This window comes from Fusobacterium sp. (genome assembly GCF_030528405.1).
In the GTDB taxonomy this organism is placed as follows: Bacteria; Fusobacteriota; Fusobacteriia; order Fusobacteriales; family Fusobacteriaceae; genus Fusobacterium.
Genome location: NZ_JAUMYY010000007.1, coordinates 22,568 through 44,365 on the forward strand (window position 1 = coordinate 22,568; position 21,798 = coordinate 44,365).

Genomic DNA, 21,798 nt, shown 5'->3' on the forward strand with positions numbered 1-21,798 from the left:
ATGGATTTTTTCCATTATTTTATATATAACCCTTGTTAGCCTCTCTGGACCCACTTAAAAGGAATTTTTTATCTCTATAATTCTATAATAAAAACACTCAAAAGTCAATTTTAAAAATAATATTAGACTTTTGAATTTGATTATTTATTATTAAAGCATTATAATAAACAAAACAATAAAACTAGGGGGTAAGTTAATGAAAAAAGAAAAGTGGGAATATTTAGAAAAATTAGTAGGAAAAACTCCTTTGTTAGAAATTAGATTTGAATATAAAGGGGAAGAAAGGAGAATTTTTGTAAAAAATGAAACTTATAACTTAACAGGTAGCATAAAAGATAGAATGGCTTTTTATACTTTAAAAAAGGCTTATGAGAATGGTGAAATAAAAGAAAATTCTCCAATAGTCGAAGCAACTAGTGGAAATACTGGTATTGCTTTTAGTGCCATAGGAGCAATCTTGGGGCACCCTGTAACTATCTTTATGCCTGAATGGATGAGTGAAGAGAGAAAAGCCTTAATTCGTTCTTTTGGAGCTGATATTATTCTTGTTTCAAGGGAAGAGGGAGGATTTTTAGGAAGTATTGAAAAAACAAAAGACTTTGCTATAAAAAATGCAAACACTTACTTACCAAGCCAATTTTCAAATATTTATAATAGCGAAGCCCACTACTATGGCATAGGTCTTGAAATTGTTAAGGAGATGGAAAGCTTAGAGTTGCAAATCGATGGCTTTGTTGCTGGAGTAGGAACTGGAGGTACTATAATGGGTATAGGAAAAAGGGTTAAAGAAAATTTTCCTAAGGCTAAAATTTGTCCACTAGAGCCTTTAAACTCTCCAACTTTATCCACAGGTTATAAAGTAGCAAAGCATAGAATTGAAGGAATTTCTGATGAATTTATACCAGATTTACTTAAACTAAATGAATTGGATGATATAGTAAGTGTTGATGACGGAGATGCCATTATAATGGCACAAAAACTAGCAAAAATTGGTTTAGGAGTGGGGATATCTTCTGGTGCCAACTTTATAGGTGCTGTTTTACTTCAAAATAAATTAGGAAAAGATACTAATATAGTAACTGTTTTTGCTGATGATAATAAAAAATATTTAAGTACAGATTTAATGAAGAAAGAAATAATAAAAGATGATTTTTTATCCAAGGATATTTTTTTAAAAGAAATTAAAAATATTATAAGAGAGTAGAAAATAATTTAAATAATTTAATTTAATTAAATTTTTATAATGATTTTTATAATAATATGTTATAATATATTATAAAATTACTTTATATTAAGGAGGTTTTTAAATGAAAAAATTATTGTTATCTTTATTTGTTGTTTCAGCTATTTCTTCTCTAGCTGCTGGTGATTTTAATGTCTATGGGAAATTTGGGGTTGATTTAAATTCAAAATTCAGCAAAATTAAAGATGAAGATGGTACAAGTCTTCCTCTACCTACAAAAGCTAAATCAGGCTATTCTTTCTTCCTAGAGGGAACTACTGTTGTTGCTCCAAATACTGAATTTGGTGTTGGTATTGGATATATAACAAGAAAAGGGAAAAATTTTTCATACTATGACGATTTTTTTACTCCAGCTAGAAGAATATCAGGAAGAATGCCTTCTTATAATTCTATCCCCCTTTATTTAACAGCTAAATACAATTTTAATACTGGTATTTTTAATCCTTATATTAAATTTGATTTAGGTTATTCTTTTAATAAACTTAATAATGAGAATGAATACGATGGAAAATCGAAAGTTTCTTATGATATTGATCTTTCTAAAGCAACTAATGGTCTTTATACTGGACTTAGTGTTGGTGTCGAATACAATAATTTTTTAACTGAACTTTCTTATGTCTATACTAAAGCTAAATTAAAATGGCAAGATGGAGATAGTTCTAAATGGGATAATAAAACTATTAGATTATCAGTTGGTTATAAATTTAATTTCTAAAAATAAAAATCAAGGCTGGTCAAATATGACTAGCCTTTTTAATAAAAAATTTTATTTAATTAAAGTATTTAAGTTTTTAATAAACTGAACAGGGTTATCAATAGGAAAGCCCTCTAAAATTAAAGCTTGATTATATAGTATATCTACAATTTTTTCAAAGTTCTCTGTTCCTTCTGCCAATTTTAATTTTTCAAAAAGTCCATGTTCTGGATTTATAGCCAAAACTTTTATTGCTTTATTCATTTCAGCTCCTGGCATATCTGCTAAAACTTTTTCCATCTCTAAGCTTATAGGTCCCTTTGCTAAAAGTGAAGAAGCCCCATTTCCAATGTTATTATTCACTTCAACTTCCGATACCTTATCTTTTAATATATCTTTAACTTTTTCCATTAAAGTTTTATTATCTTCTGCAATTTTTTTAATTTCTTCTTCTTTTTCTTTACTTTCATCCAATTTAAAATCTGAACTATTTATAGATTTAAAATCTTTACCTTCATAATTCATCATAGCTGTAAGTGTAAATTCATCTATTTTATCTGTTAAAATTAAAACTTCTCTACCTTGCTCTTTCAGTTTTTCCATTTTTGGCAACGACTTAACCATATCTAAACTTTCACCAGAAACAAATAAAATTTCTTTGTTTTCTCCCATTCTATCCACGTACTCTTTTAAAGTTACATATTTATCCTCATAAGATGAAGTAAATATTAATAAGTCCTGAAGTTTTTCCTTGTTCATTCCAAACATATCTTGCACTCCAGCCTTTATATTTCTTCCAAATTCCTTCCAAAGCTCTATATATTTCTCTCTATCATTTTTTAGTAATTTTTCAAATTCAGATATAATTTTCTTTTCTAAATTCTTTGAAATAGCTTGAAGCTCTGAATTTTGTTGTAAAATTTCTCTTGAAATATTAAGAGATAAGCTATCACAATCTACTAAACCAGAAATAAAGCTAAAGTATTCTGGTATTAACTCTTCACATTTATCCATTATAAACACATTTTTTGTATATAACTGTAAACCTCTTTTAAAAGACTTAGTATAGAAATCAAATGGCAATTTTTTAGGTATAAATAAAAGTGAGTTATATTCAATATTACCTTGAACTTTTAAGTTAATATGCATTAAAGGATCGTTCCAATCATGGAAAGTAGCCTTATAAAACTCATTATAGTCCTCATCTTTTAATTCTTTTTTATCTTTTTTCCAAATCGGCTTTGTAGAGTTTATTACCTCATCTTTAAAATAAATTTCATATCTTATATAATTTGAATATTTTTTTACTAGATCCTTTATCTTCCAATCTTCCAAAAATTCTGCATATTCCTCGTCCTCTTTTAAATGCAGAGTAATTGTTGTTCCTCTTTTTTTGCTTTCTATTTCTTCAATCTCATATTCCCCAGTTCCATCTGAGCTCCACCTCACTCCCTTTTCTGAATATGGAGATTTTGTTGTAAACTCTATCTTATCAGCAACTATAAAGCCTGAATAAAAACCAACTCCAAATTGTCCTATTATATCCACATCATTTTTCTTCGCCTCTTCCAGTTGTTCTTTAAATATTTTTGATCCTGATTTAGCTATAGTTCCTATATTATCATCAACCTCATCGAAAGTCATTCCAATTCCATTATCAAATATGGTAACAGTTCTAGCTTCCTTATCAACTGATATTTCTATTCTGAAATTATCATCACCATCCAATATGTCTGTTTCTGTCAAAGCTTTAAATTTTAGCTTGTCTATTGCATCATTTGCATTTGAGATAAGTTCTCTTAAAAAAATTTCCTTATTTGTATAAATTGAATGTATCATTAAGTTCAGTAATTCCTTAGTTTCTGCGCGAAAAACTCTTGATTCTTTTTTCATATCTAAACTCCTTCTCTATATAATTTATTTTTAGCACTCTTTCAATATAATGGCTAATAATTTTTTATATTATATATCCTCTTTTTATTTCTGTCAAGAAAAAAGACTGCTGTATTTTAAAGATTTCATAAGTATTAGCTTTCCTAAGTTCTTAAAATATTTAAGCTACTTAGCAAAACTTTTAAAAATCTAATTTACAACAGTCCTTTTAATTTTAACCTAAATTATATAATTTTGTATATTTTTCTTTTAAATAATCAACATAGTACTTTGCATTCAGCTCTTCACCTGTAAGCTCTTTAATTAAAGTCTCTGTTTCTTTCAATTTTCCAAACCTATGGATTTTTTCTTCCAACCATTTTCTAATTTTATAAATTTCTCCTTTTTTTAAAGCTTGTGCCACATCTATATCTTTCTTCATAACATTATAAATTTGTGCAGAATAAGCATTACCTATTGCATATGATGGAAAGTATCCTATAAGTCCTGCATACCAGTGAACATCCTGCATAAGCCCCTCTGAATCATTCTCTGGTTTTACACCCAAATATTTTTCCATTTTTTCTGACCAGATTTTTGGTAAGTCATCTATTCTTAATTCATCTGCAAAAATCAATTTTTCCAACTCATACCTAAGCATTATATGAAGAGAATAAGTAAGTTCATCCGCCTCAACTCTTATAAGCCCTGTATTAACAGTATTTATTTCTCTATGAAATTCTGAAAACTCAATATTTCTCAAAAAAGGATAAAATTCTTTTGCTTTTTCATAGATAGCCATCCAAAATTCTTCACTTCTACCTAAAATATTCTCAAAAAATCTTGATTGAGATTCGTGAAGTCCCATGCTTCCTCCACTACAAAGTAAGGTATCAACAAGTTCATCACCTATTTGCTGCTCATAAATTGCATGCCCTACTTCATGAATTGTAGAAAATATTGTTGAAAAAGGGAGGTTTTTTATATTTTTTGTCGTTATTCTCACATCATTTTTATTCAAATTTAAAGTAAAAGGATGCTCACTTATATCTAAAATTCCTCTTTCAAAATCAAATCCTAAATATTCAGCTAAATATTTTGCAAATTCAAATTGTGTATTTTTATCAATTTCTACTTCTAGTTTGTTACTTTTTTTACTTCTTTTCTCTTGGATTTTTTTTAAAAGAGGAACTAGTTCTTTTTTTAGCTCAGCAAAAAACAGATCTAATTTTTGACTATCCATTCCTCTTTCATAATCATTTAACAATACATCATAGATGCTTTTTTCAGTTTTTCTTCTGTAATTTCCAAATTTTTTGTTATAGTCAAAAATCTTCTCTAAATTTTCTTTTACTATTGAAAAATCTTTTTTTCGCTTTGCTTCTTCCCAAATTCCCTGATTTATTGCTATAAGTCTTGAATATTCTTCATACTCATTGGCAGGAATTTTTTTCATCTTTTCTATCTCTTCTAAAGAAAGAACTACTTCTCTTTTTTCTATATCTGAAAGTTCATCTTTTATTTGGTTTAAATTATTTACCAGTTTTATAAATTCTTCAGAAGTTGAAATATTATACTCCTTCATACTTAAATCAGCACTTAAATCAGATAATAGTTTACGGGCTCTCTTAGCTGCTCTTGTTTCTAAATCCCAACTCACAAGAGCTAAATTTGCAGCTATCATATTTTTTTCTTTAATAATTTCTCTAAACCTTTCTCTCATATTCATTTTAACTCCTAATTACTTACTGCTTTTTTAGCCAGTAAGCGTCCTGTAAAAATTTTTTTGTCATCAATATAAACATCATATTCTCCTAAATCTTCGCCTTTAAATACATTTAATTTTATATTTTCTCTTTGCCTTATTTCCACTCTATATCTTTGAGAATTTTTTAGAGCTATTTTGTAGTCTTTGTCAGGAACAACTGGAACCCTTGTTTGACTATCTTTTACTGAAACTGTAGCTATAGTTTTCTTCTTATCTAAAATATTTGCTACATAATAATTTTCTTTAAAAATTTCTATTAAATCAAGAACTACTTTATCTCTGGAAGTATAAGTTTCTCCTCCCATAACAACTATTACTAAATCTATTTTATCTAAGTTGCTTGCTACAGCTATATTGTACTTAGCTTCTTTATGATAACCAGTTTTTATTCCATATATTCCCTCTTTACCAATAAGATGATTCCTATTTTTTATTTTAACCTTCCCAGAATGGATAGTAGTATTTTTTATTCCTGCTATTTCAATATATTTTTTATATTTTAAGGCCTCCATCGACAGCTTATATATTGCCCTTGCTGTTCCAGAGTCCATTGGTTTTTTTGTCATTCTTGTGGGTAAACCTGCAGGAGTATAATATTTTATATCTTTTTGTAAACCTAATTTTTCAAGTTTTTTATTCATTTTTGTTACAAATTTAGATACACTCCCTTTTCCCACATACCTTGCTATGGCATAAGTTGCATTGTTAGCAGAATATATTGCTGAAGCTTTTATTAAGTCTTCTAATTTATATATTTGTCCTGCCTTTAACGGGATTCCACTCCCACCATAATGTACTACATCTTTTGTTATTTTTACTTTATCCTTAAGTGATATTCTACCAGCTTTTATTTCATCGAATGTTACCATAAGTGTCATCATTTTAGTGACTGAAGCAAGAGGATACAATTTGTCTGCATTTTTAGAATAGTATATATTCCCATCTAAATCTCCTATAATAGCAGCTTTAAAATTATCAGGTAAATCCCAATCTACTTTCTCTAAATTTTTCTTTTTTGGAATTTTTAGTTCTTTTTTTTGTATTTCACGCATCTCTTTTTCATATTTTTCATCAGAGAGCTCTTCTTCAACAAATTCTTCTATTTTTATCTCAGTTATTTCTTTTATTTCCTCATCTAATTCTTCTTTTAACTCTTCAATGACTAAATCTTCGGCTTTACTTTCTATTTCTTTCTCTTCTTGCCTCAATTCTTCTATAAGTTCTTTTTGCTCTATTTTCTTCTCTTCTAGATTTTCACCTATTTTTTTTGGAAGCTCCATATCTTGAGTAATAATTTCTTCTACTACTTTTTCTTCTTGTTTTTTTTCTACGTTATCTAAAACAAAATTTTCATCCAAAAATTGCTTTGAATACTCTTCAACTGTAATTATTTCTTTTAATTCGGAGTAAGCAAAATCTGATATGGCTAACATAGTAAAAATTAAGAATAGTGTATAAATTCTTTTTAACATTTTTTCTCCTCTTATTTCTCTGAAAATCTAACATTTTATATTATAACATTAAATATAAATAAAAAAAATGCAATTTTTAAGTATGTTAATTTTCTACATGAAAAAACTGCTACAGCTTGTTGTTTAATTCAAGTTTATAGCAGTTTATTTTTTCTATTTTTTTATGAGTTTTATTTAAGACAACTTTCCAAAAATTTATCAAATATTCTTTTCATTTCTTTATTTCCTCTCACAACCATCATTTCGGGGTGCCATTGTATTCCATAAAGAAATTTATGATTTTTCATTTGAATAGCTTCTATTACACCATCATTTGCTTGAGCTATTGCTGTTAATCCCTGGCCTAATTTATCTATAATCTGATGATGAAACGAATTTACACTTACTTGTTTTCCAAATAACTCAAAAAGAATATTCTCCTCATCTATTATATTTATATTGTGTGTCGCTAAGTCTGGATAACACTCTTGCTTGTGATTTAGTATTGTTCGTTCATAATAAGCTATATCTTGAAAAAGGGTTCCTTTGAAATAAACATTTAACAGCTGGTGCCCTCTACATATTCCAAGTATAGGTTTTTTAGTCTTTAAAAATTCATCTAATATTATTATTTCATACTCATCTCGTTCTGGAGATACAATACCTATATTCTTTTTAAAATCCTGCCCATATAAAAATGGGTTTATATCGGCACCGCCTGATAAAATTAACCCATCTAATAAAGATAATTGTTTTGCTATAACATCTCTATTATTCGTTACGGGCAGGACTAAGGGTATTCCCCCAGCTTCTATAATAGATTTAGTATAATCTATGTTAAGCGTAGTTCTATGATAATTTAGTAAGACTTTTTCTAGCTCATATGCTGATGTTATGCCTATTATAGGTTTTTTCATAAATTATATCTCCTTATAAAAAATTAACAGTCCCAAGTCCTATTGATAACTTCTTAATAAGCCAAATCCCTAAAATAATTAAACTAGAGATAAATATAATTATAGAATGTATAATATAGCTTAGAAAATCTCTCATTCCAAATTTTCTATTATATTCATTGTAACACATTAAAACAAGCGCAAAATAAGACATAAATGAAAAAATAATATCTATTGAAGAAGTCCCTATTCTGTAGGCAAACTGAGTTAACTCAGGTGAAATACCTATTTTATAAAGTATTAGTAAAAAAATTGGAACAAATAATATATATTTACTTGTCATAGAACCAATGAACAAATTAGCAAATGAATAAAATAACATAAATGCTATAACTAATGGAAGATAAGTTAAATCTATATTTAATAAAGAACTTCCATTTCTTGCTGCAATTATAATTCCCAATTGAGTATAAGAAAACCATGATATAAAAACAGATGAAAAGAGGCACAATACTATAAAATCTTCAAAACCATCAAGAGATTTAAATAAAAAATTCATTAAATTTTTAGCATTTTTAACTTTTTTAATTACTTTATCATAAAGTTTAACTAGAATAAAAAAGGTAAAACAAAACGTTGCTCTTATTTTTGATAAAAGAGGGCTCCATCTTAAAAGTCCTCTTTTGGTATTTTTCTTAAATTTTTTATAAATAATTCCAGAAATTAAAAAATAGCCACTGTTTCCTGCAAAAGAAAAATTTAACTTCAAAAATGCTATATACAAGGAAATTTCCTTCTCTTTTATTTTTTGCATAGATCTTTTTAAAAATTTTAGAAATAAGCATATTTCATTGAAGAAATAAAAAAATAAAGTGATAAATAGTAATACTATTCCCAAAACTTCAAAAGAGGCAAAATTTTTAACATTTAAAGTTCGTAATTCAATCTGTTTTATACTCTTGTTAATAACTTCAATCTCAACAGCTACCCCCATTTTAGAAAATATAACAGATAAAATAATAAAAATGGTTACTGGATGAGGTAAAAGATTTGAAATCATTGCACCCCTTCCTAAAAAACCCTTTTTTTCATTTTTCCCGTTTTTCATAAAAAAACAAACCTCCCTTTAATAATTTTTGTAGTTTATACTACATAATAATATTTATGTGTAGTTTTGTCAACAAAAAATGAGTGTACAACAGCAAAATAATTAAAATTGACATTATTTTATAATGCTACACTCATTTTTTTATATAAATATTTTCTAGAAATTTTTTATTTTTATATCTAACTTTCTGATGAAAAAAGAAAATTTTTCATTAGACTATTTTTTTGCCATTTTTTATAAATCCTTTCCTTATTTTTTTCAAAAAGTGTTGTCAGAATTATATTACAAAACTCCATAGGTACTATATATGAATTAAAGAATCCATTATTTTCAATTGGTATTTTAAAAACTACATCACTCAAAAAACTTATTTCAGAAAAAATATTACTTGTTATAGTTATTACTGAAGCCGCTTTCTCCTTTGTTATCTTTACAGCTTTAATTTCATCTATTAAAAATTTAGGAAGTGTAAATACAATAAGAAGATCTCCTTTTTTTATATGTGAAAGGACATCATAAAGTCCTAGACCTCCTTCATTAATACATTCGGCATTATAGCCCAATTTTTTTATATACCAATACATAAACTGTGATATAGCACGACTTGAACCTATTCCTAAAAAATATATTTTTTTTGCGTTTTCTATCATCCTAACTGTTTTATCTATTTTTTCAAAATCTAAATTCAATAGAAACTCTTCTATATTTTTTAAATCTCCACTTACAATTTTATTAGCAATATCATTTTGTGAATTAAAATTATCCCAATTTCTAGCTATTCTTTCATTTGGATTCCTTTCACTTAACTCTAATGCAACATAATTTTTAAAATCATTGAATTTATTAAAACCTATATTTTTTGAAAATCTTAATACTGATGCATCACTTACACCTATTTCTTTACCCAGTTCTAAAGCAGATAATAAAATTACTTTCCTAGGATTTTTAGCTATAAATTCGGCTATTTTTTTCTCAACCCTCGTGAGAGTTTCATAATTATCTTTATAAAACTTGTGTACTCTATCCATATTTGACTACCTCCTTTCAAATCTTAGATAACTTATAAACATCTTACCATATACAGAAAAAAAGAAAAAGGAGATTTTAAAATCCCCCCTTCACTTATAAAAATATGTAATTTTCTTATAGTTTACTTAGCTGCATCTCTTTTTGCTATGTAGTCCTCTATTGCATTTTTTATAGCCTCTTCAGCTAAAACAGAACAATGCATTTTTACAGCTGGTAATCCTCCTAAGGCTTCAACAACAGCTTTATTTGTAACTTGTAATGCTTCTTCAACAGTTTTACCAATTATTAAATCTGTTGAAATTGACGAACTGGCTATAGCAGAAGCACAACCGAAAGTTCTAAATTTTACATCTGTTAATATATTATCTTTTACCTTTATAAAAATTTCCATTATATCTCCACAAGAAGGGTTTCCAACTTTTCCATATCCATCTGGATTTTCAATTACTCCAACATTGTGTGGATTCATAAAATGTTCCATTACCTTTTCTGTATACATAATTTTCATCTCCTTAAAATTTTAAAATTATTTTTAAAAATCAACCATTTAATCCTTATTTGCTTGATATGCATTCCATAATGGCGAAATAGCTCGCAATTTAGAAATTATTTCAACTAAACATTCAACTGTATAATCTATTTCTGCTTTAGTATTGTACTTTCCTAAAGAAAATCTTATTGTTCCATGAGCACACTCAGCTGGTATACCCATTGCCAGAAGTACATGTGATGGTTGTAAGCTATCAGATGAACATGCTGAACCTGAACTTACTGCTATGCCTTTAAGACTTAGGTTTAAAAGAATTGATTCTCCTTCTAAATATTTAAAAGTAATGCTAGAAGTTCCTGGAAGTCTTTTAACAGTTTTGGCATTTATAATTACCTCAGGAATTCTTTTTACAACTTCTGCTTCAAAATAATCTCTTAACTGTTCTTCTCTCGCCCATTCCTCTTTCATTCCTGCAACAGCCATCTCTAAAGCTTTAGCTATTCCTACTATATATGGTGTATTAGAGGTTCCTGGTCTTCTTTTTCCCTCCTGATTTCCACCTGTCATTACTTTCCCTAAACGAACTCCATCTCTTTTATAAAGAACTGCAACCCCTTTAGGTGCATAGAACTTATGACCTGAGAATGATAGAAGATCTATTCCCATCTTTTCTGGATAAATTTCAAGTTTTCCCATACTTTGGACAGCATCAACATGAAATATAATTTTTCTTTCCTTTGTGATTTTTGCTATTTCTTCAATAGGTTGAAAACTTCCAACCTCATTATTGGCATGCATTATACTTACTAAAATCGTATCTTCTCTTAAAGCTTTTTTAAATTCGTCTAAAATTATAACTCCATTTTCATCAACAGGAATAACTGAAATTTCAAATCCATCTTCCATTAAATCTATAAAAGTATCTTTTATTGCTGGATGCTCTATTGAACTTGTAATTATATGTTTTCCTCTATGTTTATATGCTCTTGCAATTCCTCTTACAGCTAAGTTATCAGATTCACTTCCTGATGCAGTAAAAATTATTTCACTTGGCTTTGCTCTTAAAATATCTGCTATCTTTTTTCTTGCTTCAGATACCGCCTTCCCTGTTTCAGCACCAAATAAATGTAAACTAAATGGATTGCCATAATATTCTGAAAAGTAAGGTAGCATCGCTTCCAAAACTTTTTCATCTACTTTTGTAGTGGCGTTATTATCTAAATAAACTTTCATAAACTCTCATCTCCCTAATTATCTCTAGATATTTTATATCATTATTTACTATAATTGTCAAGAATATAATTTCTAATTTTTTTTGTTTTTCAATTAATTTTAAAAGCTGTGCCTTCCATCCCATGTAAAGATTTTAAACACAGCTTATTCTTATTTCTCAAGAGAAATTAATTTTTTTATTCCATAATCACAGTACTCTTTTATTTCACAGTCTCCACATTTAGGTCTTCTTGCAATACATTTATCCCTACCATGTAAAATTATATAGTGAGAGAAATCTATCCAATATTTTTTGGGAACAATTTTCATAAGTTCTCTCTCTATTTTTATAGGATCTTGATTTTTGACAAGTCCTATTAGATTAGTTATTCTTCTAACATGTGTATCCACAGTTATTCCATCAGCTAATCCCCAAATTTCACCTCTTACAACATTTGCTGTTTTTCTTCCAACTCCAGCTAATTTAGTCAACTTATCCATATCTTTTGGAATTTCACCATTGTATTCTTCCAATAATTGAATACTACATTTTTTTATATTTTTTGCTTTATTTCTAAAAAATCCAGTACTCTTTATATAGTCTTCTATTTTCTCTAAGGGAAGATTTGCAAAGTCTTCTGGCGTATTAACTTCTTTAAACATACTTTTTGTCACTATGTTTACTCTGACATCTGTACACTGAGCTGATAATATAACTGCAACCAGAAGTTCAAAAGGACTATTAAATTTTAAAGCACACTGTGGCTTTCCGAATTTTTCTTTCATTTTTATTAATATATTTTTTACTTTTTCTTTCTTGGTCATTTTTTCCTCAATCTAAAACTAAGATTAAATAATCAATGGTATCATAAGTTTTTATTTCTCTTAATTTAAATTTTAAACTTAAAAATAATTTCTGAGATATTATATTTTCTTTAAGAATTAAAGCTTTAATAAGTTTTATTTCCTTTCTTTGAACCCTTAATTTTTCAATACTCGTTTTCAATATTTCTTTTGAGTGTTTTTTTCCTCTAAATTCTTTATTTAAATATATAGCTATCTCTGAAATTTCATCTTTTAATCTATGCCTTACCATAGCAATAAAATCCTCTGAATTATTTTCAAAAATATGAAATATATATTCTTTAGATTGAAGTATAGATTTGTATTCTCTATTATGAAGTTCTTTTAATTCTCTTTCATTTTTAAAATATTTATTCACATAATCCTTATGTATATGCTTATAAATTACATCTATATCTTTCTCTTCCATATTTCTAAGTTTAAATTTAGACAAAAGTATCACCTATTTTTGACTATATTATAAAATTTCTTTTTTCCTATTTTTAAAAGTCCTAAAGTTTTAGAATCAATCAAAAATTTTACATCCACTATCTTCTCATCATTTAAAGACATTCCATTTTGTTCAATTAATCTTCTACCTTCACTTTTTGTCTTTAGAATTTTTCTATCTACTAATATATCTAAAAGTTCCTTTCCAAAATCTACTTCTAAGAGTTCAATAGTGGGAGCATTATCTAAGTTATTCCCTGCACCAAAAAGAGCTTCAGTAGCTTCTTTAGCTTTATCAGCTTCTTCTTTTCCATGAACTAGTTTTGTCACCTCATAGGCCAATATTTTTTTTGCCTCATTTATTTGAGCATCTTTTAAAGCTCCTAATCTTTTTACTTCGTCCATAGGTAAAAAAGTTAAAAGTGCCAAACATTTTTCTACATCTCTGTCTCCTACATTTCTCCAATACTGATAAAATTCATAGGGAGAAGTTTTTTCAGCATCTAACCAAAGAGCACCCTTTGCAGTTTTTCCCATTTTTTGACCTTCGCTATTTGTAAGAAGTGTACAAGTCATAGCGTATGCAGGTTTTTTTTCTTTTTTTCTAATTAAATCTACACCTGCTATCATATTGGACCATTGATCGTCACCACCTAATTGCATTATGCAACCATATTTTTTTTGTAATACCAAAAAATCATATCCTTGCATCAACATATAATTAAACTCAAGAAATGAAAGACCATTTTCCATTCTAGATTTAAAACATTCAGCAGATAACATTCTATTTACAGAAAAATGAACCCCTACATCTCTTAAAAAATCTATATAATTCAAATCAAAAAGCCAGTCTGCATTATTTACAAGTATTGCTTTTTCATCTGAAAAATCAATAAATTTTTGCATTTGCTTTTTAATACACTCTATATTGTGTTCTATCTTTTCTCTAGTAAGCATAGTTCTCATATCTGTTCTACCACTTGGATCTCCAACCATAGCTGTTCCTCCACCAAGAAGTGCAATAGGTCTATGACCATGCTTTTGCATATGAGCCATAAACATCATGGCAATAAAATGCCCTACATGCAAACTATCTGCTGTGGGATCAAAACCTATATAAAATGTTATCTTTTCTTTTTCTAATAATTCTTTTGTTTCTTCCTCATGTGTAAATTGCTTTAAGTAACCTCTTTCCATAAGAGTTTCATATACATTTCTCATTTTTTCTCCCTCCCTTATTCTATAACTGTAGAAAAATACAATATATATATTTTATTATATTAAAGGGACTATTGCAGCCTATCATTAAGTAAGTTTTGCAATAGCCCCTATTTTTACTTTAAAATAGCTTTATTTTATTCCAATCTCCTTATTTAAAATTTTTTTATTTTGTTATTTTTTTATTTATTCCACAAATAAATCCAACTATAAGTGCTGGAAGTACCCAAGCTAAGCCCATATTGCTCAAAGGAAGCATAGCATAAATTTTTGAAAATTGTTGAGGTAATGTTACTCCTGCTACTCCTAAGGCCTCATACAATCCAATAAGACCACTTACAAGAACTACTCCTTTATGAACTTTATCATTTTCAATTTTTAATAAATTTAAAAATATTAAAGCTATGCTTATTGGATAAAGAAAAATAAGAATAGGAACAGATATTACAACTATAAAATTAACCCCAAATATAGCTATAACATATGCCCAGATAGTAGTTATCAAAACTAATTTTTGATAAGGTATATTTAAAAGTCCACTAAAATACTCAGCCACAGAAACTATCAATCCTATAGCTGTAGTTAAACAAGCTCCTGCAACACATACTCCAAGTATAACATAGCCAAATTTCCCTAATAGAGTACTAGAAATTTTTACAAGTAAATCTGTTCTTTGAACATCTTTTAGTAACTCAAAACCTCCAAAAGTTGCTCCTATATAAGTAAGCCCCGCATATACAAGAGCTAAACCAGCAGTTGCTATAAAACCTGTTTTTAATAGAAATGAAATCTCCTGTTTTTTAGTTAATTCTCTTCCATTTCTAACTGCTGCTAAGACAACCCCTGAAAAAGCTATCATTGCTAAGGCATCCAAAGTTTGATAACCTTCAATAAAACCTTTTTTGAAAGGTAAATCAAAACTTTTTTCTGCTACAGGTAAATTACTAAAGAAAACCCCCTTAACTAAAATTATAAATAAAACAATTATTAAAACTGGTGTCAATATTTTTCCTATTCTATCTATAACTTTACTTGATTTTAAAGAGAAAAACAAGGCTATTGTAAAGTATATTCCTAAATAAATATATTTCAATGCTGAAGATGTATAACCTGCATGGAAAAAAGTAACTTCGTAAGCTGTTGCTCCCGTTCTTGGAAGGGCTAAAAGTGGACCTATTGATAATATCAATGCTATTGCATAAATTTTAGAAAATAAAGGCGACACTTTATCTGCAAAATTATGAACACTTTTTCCTGTTATAGCCACCGAAATTAGACCTAAAAGTGGTATTCCAACACCTGTCAATATAAATGCAAATGCAGCTAGTGACCAATTATTCCCTAATTCATAACCTAATATAGGAGGAAAAATCAAATTCCCTGCTCCAAAAAGCATTGCAAAAAGCGCAAAGCCTGTTGTTATAATTTCTGATATCTTGTACATTTTTTATCTCCCCTTTTTATATATTTTTTATAATTTTAAAAAATTTCCCCACTCTTCTTCTTTAAATCCTATTAAAACATTATCATTTAACACTAATAATGGTCTTTTTACTAATTTTCCATTTGTTGCTAAAAGTTCTATCATTTCTCTTTCTGTCATATTATTAAGTTTCTCTTTTAAATTCATTTCTCTATAAAGTATTCCACTTGTATTAAAAAATTTCTTTACTTCCTTACCACTCAATTTTAAATAATTTTTTATTTCTTCAACATTTGGATTTTTAGTTATAATATCTCTATTTTCAAAGTTTATATTATTATTTTCCAACCATTTTCTTGCTTTAACACAAGTACTGCATTTAGGATAATTTATAAATTCTACTTTTTTCATATTTCCTCCAATTATTTTATTATTTTATGATTATACCATAAGTATTAAAAATAAAAAAGAAGTTTATAATATGTCATAAACTTCCTCACTATTAAATTTATATAATTGCTTTTAGGTATTGAATTATTACTATCAAAATTGAAATTATAAAAATAAGTGGCATTACAAATTTCAACCATTTATTATATGAAATTCCAGCTATTTGTAAGGCAACAAATATCAATCCTGTAGGAGTTATAAATAAGATTACTCCCTGTCCCCATGCAAAAGCATCTACAACCATAGATCTAGATATTCCTACTGTATCAGCAAGTGGTGCTAGTATAGGCATAGATAGTACTGCCAATCCTGATGTTGAAGGTATAAAAATTCCTAAAAAAGCAAAAATAAATAACAAAGCTATTGAAAATATTCCTTTATTCATCCCAGAAACTAAATTGGATGAATAAAAAAGTAAAGTGTCTGAAATCATTCCATTCTCCATTATTATATTTATTGCTCTAGCTAAACCTATAATTAAAGCTACTCCCACTACCTCTGAAGTTCCATTGATAAAGCCATTAACTGCTTCTTTTTCACTAAGTCCAGATAAAAACATTATGATTATAGCAATTCCAAAAAACATTCCCGCAATTTCTTGAAACCACCAATCTAGTGAAGCAACTCCCCAGATCATAATAACAAATTGAAATAAAAATAAAAATAAAATTATCTTTTGTTTAAAATCTAAAACAGTTTTAGAATCTTCATCATATCCTTTTATAAATTTTTCCTTCGCTGCAGCTTGAATATCTAAAACTAGAGAACTATCTGGATTTTTTTGTACCTTTTTAAAGTAATAATAAATATATAGCAATGCTATTATTGAGAATATAATTAATGCAAAAAATCTAAATTTTAATCCTTCATTAAATGATATACCAGCTGCATTAGAGGCTATAATAGTCGAAAACGGATTCACTGTTGAAAACATACATCCCACAGCTGAACCTAAAAGTATTGTTGCCATTGGAATTAATATATCAAAACCATTTGATAGAAATAATGGAATTAATATCGTATAAAAGGGAATTGTTTCTTCCCAAAATCCAAATGTTGTTCCTCCTATGGCAAAAAAAATAAATGAAACTATTACTAAGGCAAATTCCTTACCCTTAGTTCTCTGAGAAATACTCTTCATTGCTATATTAAATGTTCCTGTTTTATTAACAACTCCAACTATTCCACTTAATACAAAGACAAAGATAACTATATCCATTGAATCCATAAGACCAGCTACTGGAGCAGCAATTAATTCTGCTAATCCCTGTGCTTTTTTTTCTTCTATTCTTTCATAAGTATCAGGAATTGCCATGGGCTTTTTTATAGTTCCTTCTGTAAATTTATTTAAGTCAATATTTATTCCTAAATTACTTAGATTTTCTTGATTAGCTTCCAAAGTTTTTGTTTCCATTCCCACCTTATCTATAAGAAACACTTTTTCTTCTGTGCTATAGGTCAATCTAGAATACTTTCCTGCTGGTATTATGTGTGTCAATACAGTTACTAAAATTAAAATTAAAAACAATACAGAATAAGCTGTTGGAAATTCAAAACCTTTCCTTTTCAATTACCACTCCCCCCTTAAAACATTAATTGAAATAAGCATAATTCTATAATTTAAAAGTGGAAATGTCAATCTTTTTTTTACAACCTTAGTAACAATTATATTAGTTATTTTAAAACTGTAAATAAAAGGAAAATTTATATTCTTCTATCTTCTTATTTCTCCATCATATTTTTCTTTAATTAAATTAAGTATGTCTGTCATTACTTTATCTATTTCTTCTTCTTCCAAGGTTTTATATTTATCTCTCAATACTATGCTCATAGCAACAGATTTTTTATTATTTTCTATTTTATCACCAGAATATACATCGAATATATCTATTTTTTCTATTAGACTTACTTTTTTTCTAATCTCTTTTATCATATCTCCAACTAATATTTCTCTATCCAAAGTCACAGCTAAATCTCTTAAAACTTCTGGATATTTACTTATGCTTTGATAATTTACTTTTATTTTCATATACTTAAGCATACTGGTCAAATTAAACTCTGCATAATATATTTTCTCTCTTTTTATACCTAATTTTTCAACTAATACTGGATGTATCTCTCCAAAAGTTCCTAGTAATTCTTTTCCTATTTTCAAATCTGCACTAACCCCTGGATGAAAATTACCATTTTTTGATCTCTCTAAAGAATATTTAACTATACCAAGTTTTTCAAAAAGATTTTCTACATAACCTTTTAAATTAAAAAAGTTATAGTTTTCTTTAGATTGACTCCATAATGTTCTTTCTGCTCTTCCACAAAGTGCTATACCTATCTTTAGATCTTCCTTTGCTAGATTTTCTTTAGAGAAATCACTAAATGATTTTGCCACTTCAAAAATTTTTAAATCATTTTGTTTTCTATTTAAATTATCCTTTATATTGCTCACTAAGCTATATATAAGACTTGGTCTCATTATTGCCATATCTTCACTCAAAGGATTTTTTATTTCTATCAAATTTTCACCTAAATTAAATAAAGTTCTTGCTTCTCTAGGAATAAAACTATAGTTTATAACTTCATTTAAACCAGATTCTTTTAATATATTTCTTATTAAATTAGATATAGTAAAATTAGTATTTTCATTACCAGATTCTATACTTGCCTCAGGTATTCTAGCTTCTATATTTTCAAAGCCATACATCCTTATTATCTCCTCGTATATATCTGCAGCTCTTTGAAGATCTGTTCTATAACTAGGAGGAACTAAGATCATATTAACCCCTGCTAAAGATTTTATTGTTATATCTAAATTTGTTAGTATTCTTCCAACTTCATCGTAACTTAAATTTTTTCCTATAAATTTATTCAATTTTTCAAGATTTAAAGGAATTTCAACTCTTATGGGTTTCTCTATGTATCTATCAATAGCTTCAGATAAAATTTCTCCACCTGCTACCTCTGAAATCAAAGAAATTGCCCTATCCATAACAACATTTAAATTTTCTATATCTAAGCCTCTTTCATTTCTATAAGAAGAATCTGTAAAAATACCTAGTTCTCTGGATGTTTTTCTTATATTTTCAGGAGTAAAATAAGCTACTTCTAAAAATATATTTTTTGTTTCATTTTCTATTTGAGTTGACTTTCCTCCAATGATTCCAGCTAAAGCAATAGCTTTAACATCATCAGCTATAACAAGTTCACTATCTTTTAATTCTCTTTCTACACCATCTAAGGTAATTAGCTTTTCTCCAAATTTAGCTGCTCTAATATTTATATTCCCTTGTAATTTATCAAAATCAAAAGCATGCATTGGTTGATTGTATTCAAACATAACATAATTTGTTATATCAACTACATTATTTATAGGCTTTAATCCCATACTTTTTATTCTCTCTTTAAGCCAATTAGGAGATTCCTTTATTTCCACATTTTTTATAATTCTACCCATATATCTTTTACATCTGTCTTTATCTTCTATATTCGCTTTTATTAAAGTATTTACAGATTCTATGGACTCTCTTAAATCTACATTTGGATACTTTACTTTTCGTCCATAATAAGCTGCTATCTCTCTAGCTATACCTATATGTGACAAACAATCAGGTCTATTTGGTGTTATCTCCAATTCAAAAATAACATCATTTAAGTTTAAATACTCTCTATAATCTTGTCCTATAGGTGCTCCTTCAGAAAGTATTATGATTCCATCTTTATTTTCTCCAATTCCTAATTCTACCTCAGAACATAACATACCATGAGATTCTATATCTCTTATTTTATTTTTTCTAATCTTAAATTCTCCTGGTAAAATAGCCCCTATTTTAGCTACAACTACCTTATCATTTAATTTATGGTTCGTAGCTCCACAAATTATTTGTAAAGGTTCTTCCTCTCCTATATTAACTTTTAATAAACTTAATTTATCTGCACTAGGATGCTTTTCAAACTCAATAATTTGTCCTATTACAACATTATCAAGATGTTTTCCTTGAGTTTCTATAGCCTCTACCTCTTGTCCTATCATAGTAAGTGCAAAAGCTAACTCTTCAACATTTTCTTTTATATCTATATATTGTTTTAACCAATTTAACGAAATTAACATTTTTTCTCCTCCAGAATTAATTATCTAAGCTTATCTATTTGAATTGTTTTAAAAATCTTATATCATTTTCAAAAAATGCTCTTAAATCTCCAATTCCATGTCTTAGCATTGTTATTCTTTCTATTCCTAAACCAAAAGCAAAGCCATTAACTTCTTCTGGATCAAAACCTACATATTTAAGAACTTCAGGATCAACCATACCACAACCCATTATTTCTAACCAACCACTATCTTTACAAAGTCTACATCCGTCCCCATGACAAATATTACATTCTACATCCATCTCTGCACTTGGCTCTGTGAATGGAAAGAAATGCGGTCTAAATCTTACCTTTCTTTCTCCAAATACTTCTTTTACAAAATGAGTTAAAATTCCTTTTAAATCAGCGAAAGAAATATCACTACCTATAACTAATCCTTCCATTTGGTGAAACATTGGAGTATGAGAAATATCATAATCTGGTCTATAAACTTTTCCTGGACAAATCATTCTAAGAGGTGCTTTATTTTCTAACATATACCTTATTTGTACAGGAGAAGTCTGTGTTCTTAAAAGAACTGAATCAGTTATGTATAATGTATAAGTTAACTCTCTTGAGGGATGAGATTTTGGAATGTTTAAAGCATCAAAATTATATTCAACTTTTTCAATTTCTGGACCATCGACAACATCAAAACCCATTTTTATAAATATATCTTTTATGAAATTCATTGTTTCATTAACAGGATGAATAGTTCCTCCTTCTTGTCTTATCCCTGGCAAACTTATATCGATAAGTTCTGAAGATAATTTCTTATTAAGTTCTTTTTCTTTTAACTCAAGATTTTTCTTTTCAATTAAATCTATTATAAATTCTTTTGTCTCATTTATAATTTGACCTATCTTAGGTCTTTCCTCGCTAGTTAAATTTTTCATTTTTTTAGAAAGCTCTGTAAATATTCCTTTTTTTCCCATATAATTAATTCTTAAATCATCTAAAGCCTGCAAAGAATTATTTTCTTTTATTGCGTTTTCTATGCTTTCTTTTATTTTTAGAATTTCTTCCTTCATTTTTCCCCCTAATAAAAATATTTATCTCTAAGAAGCTAAATCTTCCTATGATAAAAATCTATCCTTCCCTCATTTATAATAATAAAACCATATTTACCATCTTGGCATGCACCTGGGTTAAATAGATAAAAACTCTCATATTTTTCTAAAATTTCTCTATGAGTATGCCCAAAAATAACAATATCAGCCTTTAATTTTCTGGTTTCTTCTTTTAATTTTTCTAAATCATTTTTTACCTGATAAGCATGTCCATGTGTTATAAAAATCTTAAATTTTTCTATCTCTAAAACTTTTAAAAGACCATAATTTTTTTCAAAAAAATCACAATTTCCATTGACAAGATAAAACTCACCCTCATATATACAGGATAAATTTTCAATATCTCTAAGTCCATCTCCTGCATATACAAGAATGTCTGGTTTTTCTTTTTCATAAATTTTTAATACCTTTTCAAAATGACCATGACTATCTGATAAAACTAAAATTTTTTTCATT

Annotated in this window: 19 protein-coding genes; 2 read left to right on the forward strand and 17 right to left on the reverse strand. The window is 27.7% G+C overall.

Features of this window, described 5'->3' with window-relative positions:
- Positions 1-196 precede the first annotated feature (196 nt).
- Both Q4A58_RS02095 and Q4A58_RS02100 read left to right on the forward strand, forming a co-directional pair.
- Positions 197-1,204 carry a PLP-dependent cysteine synthase family protein gene (locus Q4A58_RS02095; RefSeq protein WP_303116182.1) on the forward strand — a complete coding sequence of 336 codons (1,008 nt, stop codon included), beginning with the start codon at positions 197-199 and terminating at the stop codon, positions 1,202-1,204.
- Positions 1,205-1,307: 103 nt separating this feature from the next.
- A complete protein-coding gene (locus tag Q4A58_RS02100; RefSeq protein ID WP_303116184.1) occupies positions 1,308-1,958 on the forward strand; it encodes an outer membrane beta-barrel protein in 651 nt (216 codons plus the stop codon).
- 51 nt (positions 1,959-2,009) lie between these two features.
- On the opposite strand, the gene htpG is transcribed toward Q4A58_RS02100, so the two are convergent.
- From htpG to Q4A58_RS02185, 17 genes are all read right to left on the reverse strand, one after another.
- A complete protein-coding gene (htpG, locus tag Q4A58_RS02105) occupies positions 2,010-3,830 on the reverse strand; it encodes a molecular chaperone HtpG (protein WP_303116186.1) in 1,821 nt (606 codons plus the stop codon).
- Between the two features lie 214 nt (positions 3,831-4,044).
- Positions 4,045-5,532, reverse strand: coding sequence for a carboxypeptidase M32 (locus Q4A58_RS02110; RefSeq protein WP_303116220.1), 1,488 nt, complete (start codon positions 5,530-5,532; stop codon positions 4,045-4,047).
- Positions 5,533-5,546: 14 nt separating this feature from the next.
- On the reverse strand, positions 5,547-7,049 hold the full coding sequence (locus Q4A58_RS02115; RefSeq protein WP_303116187.1) for a D-alanyl-D-alanine carboxypeptidase family protein: 1,503 nt from the start codon (positions 7,047-7,049) through the stop codon (positions 5,547-5,549).
- A gap of 170 nt (positions 7,050-7,219) precedes the next feature.
- The gene (locus Q4A58_RS02120; RefSeq protein ID WP_303116189.1) at positions 7,220-7,945 is read right to left on the reverse strand and encodes a gamma-glutamyl-gamma-aminobutyrate hydrolase family protein; all 726 of its coding nucleotides are present in this window, start codon (positions 7,943-7,945) and stop codon (positions 7,220-7,222) included.
- 13 nt (positions 7,946-7,958) lie between these two features.
- Positions 7,959-9,032, reverse strand: coding sequence for an AbgT family transporter (locus tag Q4A58_RS02125; RefSeq protein WP_303116191.1), 1,074 nt, complete (start codon positions 9,030-9,032; stop codon positions 7,959-7,961).
- 179 nt (positions 9,033-9,211) lie between these two features.
- Positions 9,212-10,060, reverse strand: a complete 849-nt coding sequence (locus tag Q4A58_RS02130; protein WP_303116192.1) for a MurR/RpiR family transcriptional regulator — start codon at positions 10,058-10,060, stop codon at positions 9,212-9,214.
- A gap of 122 nt (positions 10,061-10,182) precedes the next feature.
- Positions 10,183-10,563 (reverse strand): Fe-S cluster assembly scaffold protein NifU, encoded by a 381-nt coding sequence (nifU, locus tag Q4A58_RS02135; RefSeq protein ID WP_303116221.1) that lies wholly within the window; start codon positions 10,561-10,563, stop codon positions 10,183-10,185.
- A gap of 45 nt (positions 10,564-10,608) precedes the next feature.
- Positions 10,609-11,784: a cysteine desulfurase NifS gene (gene nifS / locus Q4A58_RS02140; RefSeq protein WP_303116194.1), complete on the reverse strand. Its 1,176-nt coding sequence runs from the start codon at positions 11,782-11,784 to the stop codon at positions 10,609-10,611.
- Positions 11,785-11,934: 150 nt separating this feature from the next.
- Complete coding sequence (gene nth, locus Q4A58_RS02145) at positions 11,935-12,588, reverse strand: endonuclease III (RefSeq protein WP_303116196.1); 654 nt, start codon at positions 12,586-12,588, stop codon at positions 11,935-11,937.
- Positions 12,589-12,595: 7 nt separating this feature from the next.
- Positions 12,596-13,060: a GNAT family N-acetyltransferase gene (locus Q4A58_RS02150; protein ID WP_303116197.1), complete on the reverse strand. Its 465-nt coding sequence runs from the start codon at positions 13,058-13,060 to the stop codon at positions 12,596-12,598.
- A gap of 5 nt (positions 13,061-13,065) precedes the next feature.
- A complete protein-coding gene (gene tyrS / locus Q4A58_RS02155; protein ID WP_303116198.1) occupies positions 13,066-14,277 on the reverse strand; it encodes a tyrosine--tRNA ligase in 1,212 nt (403 codons plus the stop codon).
- 163 nt (positions 14,278-14,440) lie between these two features.
- The gene (gene brnQ, locus Q4A58_RS02160; protein WP_303116200.1) at positions 14,441-15,718 is read right to left on the reverse strand and encodes a branched-chain amino acid transport system II carrier protein; all 1,278 of its coding nucleotides are present in this window, start codon (positions 15,716-15,718) and stop codon (positions 14,441-14,443) included.
- 27 nt (positions 15,719-15,745) lie between these two features.
- On the reverse strand, positions 15,746-16,108 hold the full coding sequence (locus Q4A58_RS02165; protein ID WP_303116201.1) for an arsenate reductase family protein: 363 nt from the start codon (positions 16,106-16,108) through the stop codon (positions 15,746-15,748).
- A gap of 97 nt (positions 16,109-16,205) precedes the next feature.
- Complete coding sequence (locus Q4A58_RS02170; RefSeq protein WP_303116202.1) at positions 16,206-17,717, reverse strand: YfcC family protein; 1,512 nt, start codon at positions 17,715-17,717, stop codon at positions 16,206-16,208.
- A 144-nt stretch (positions 17,718-17,861) separates the two neighbouring features.
- Positions 17,862-20,252, reverse strand: coding sequence for a phenylalanine--tRNA ligase subunit beta (gene pheT, locus Q4A58_RS02175; RefSeq protein WP_303116204.1), 2,391 nt, complete (start codon positions 20,250-20,252; stop codon positions 17,862-17,864).
- Between the two features lie 34 nt (positions 20,253-20,286).
- Positions 20,287-21,303: a phenylalanine--tRNA ligase subunit alpha gene (pheS, locus tag Q4A58_RS02180; RefSeq protein WP_303116207.1), complete on the reverse strand. Its 1,017-nt coding sequence runs from the start codon at positions 21,301-21,303 to the stop codon at positions 20,287-20,289.
- Positions 21,304-21,338: 35 nt separating this feature from the next.
- Positions 21,339-21,797, reverse strand: coding sequence for a metallophosphoesterase (locus Q4A58_RS02185; protein ID WP_303116209.1), 459 nt, complete (start codon positions 21,795-21,797; stop codon positions 21,339-21,341).
- Position 21,798 lies beyond the last annotated feature (1 nt).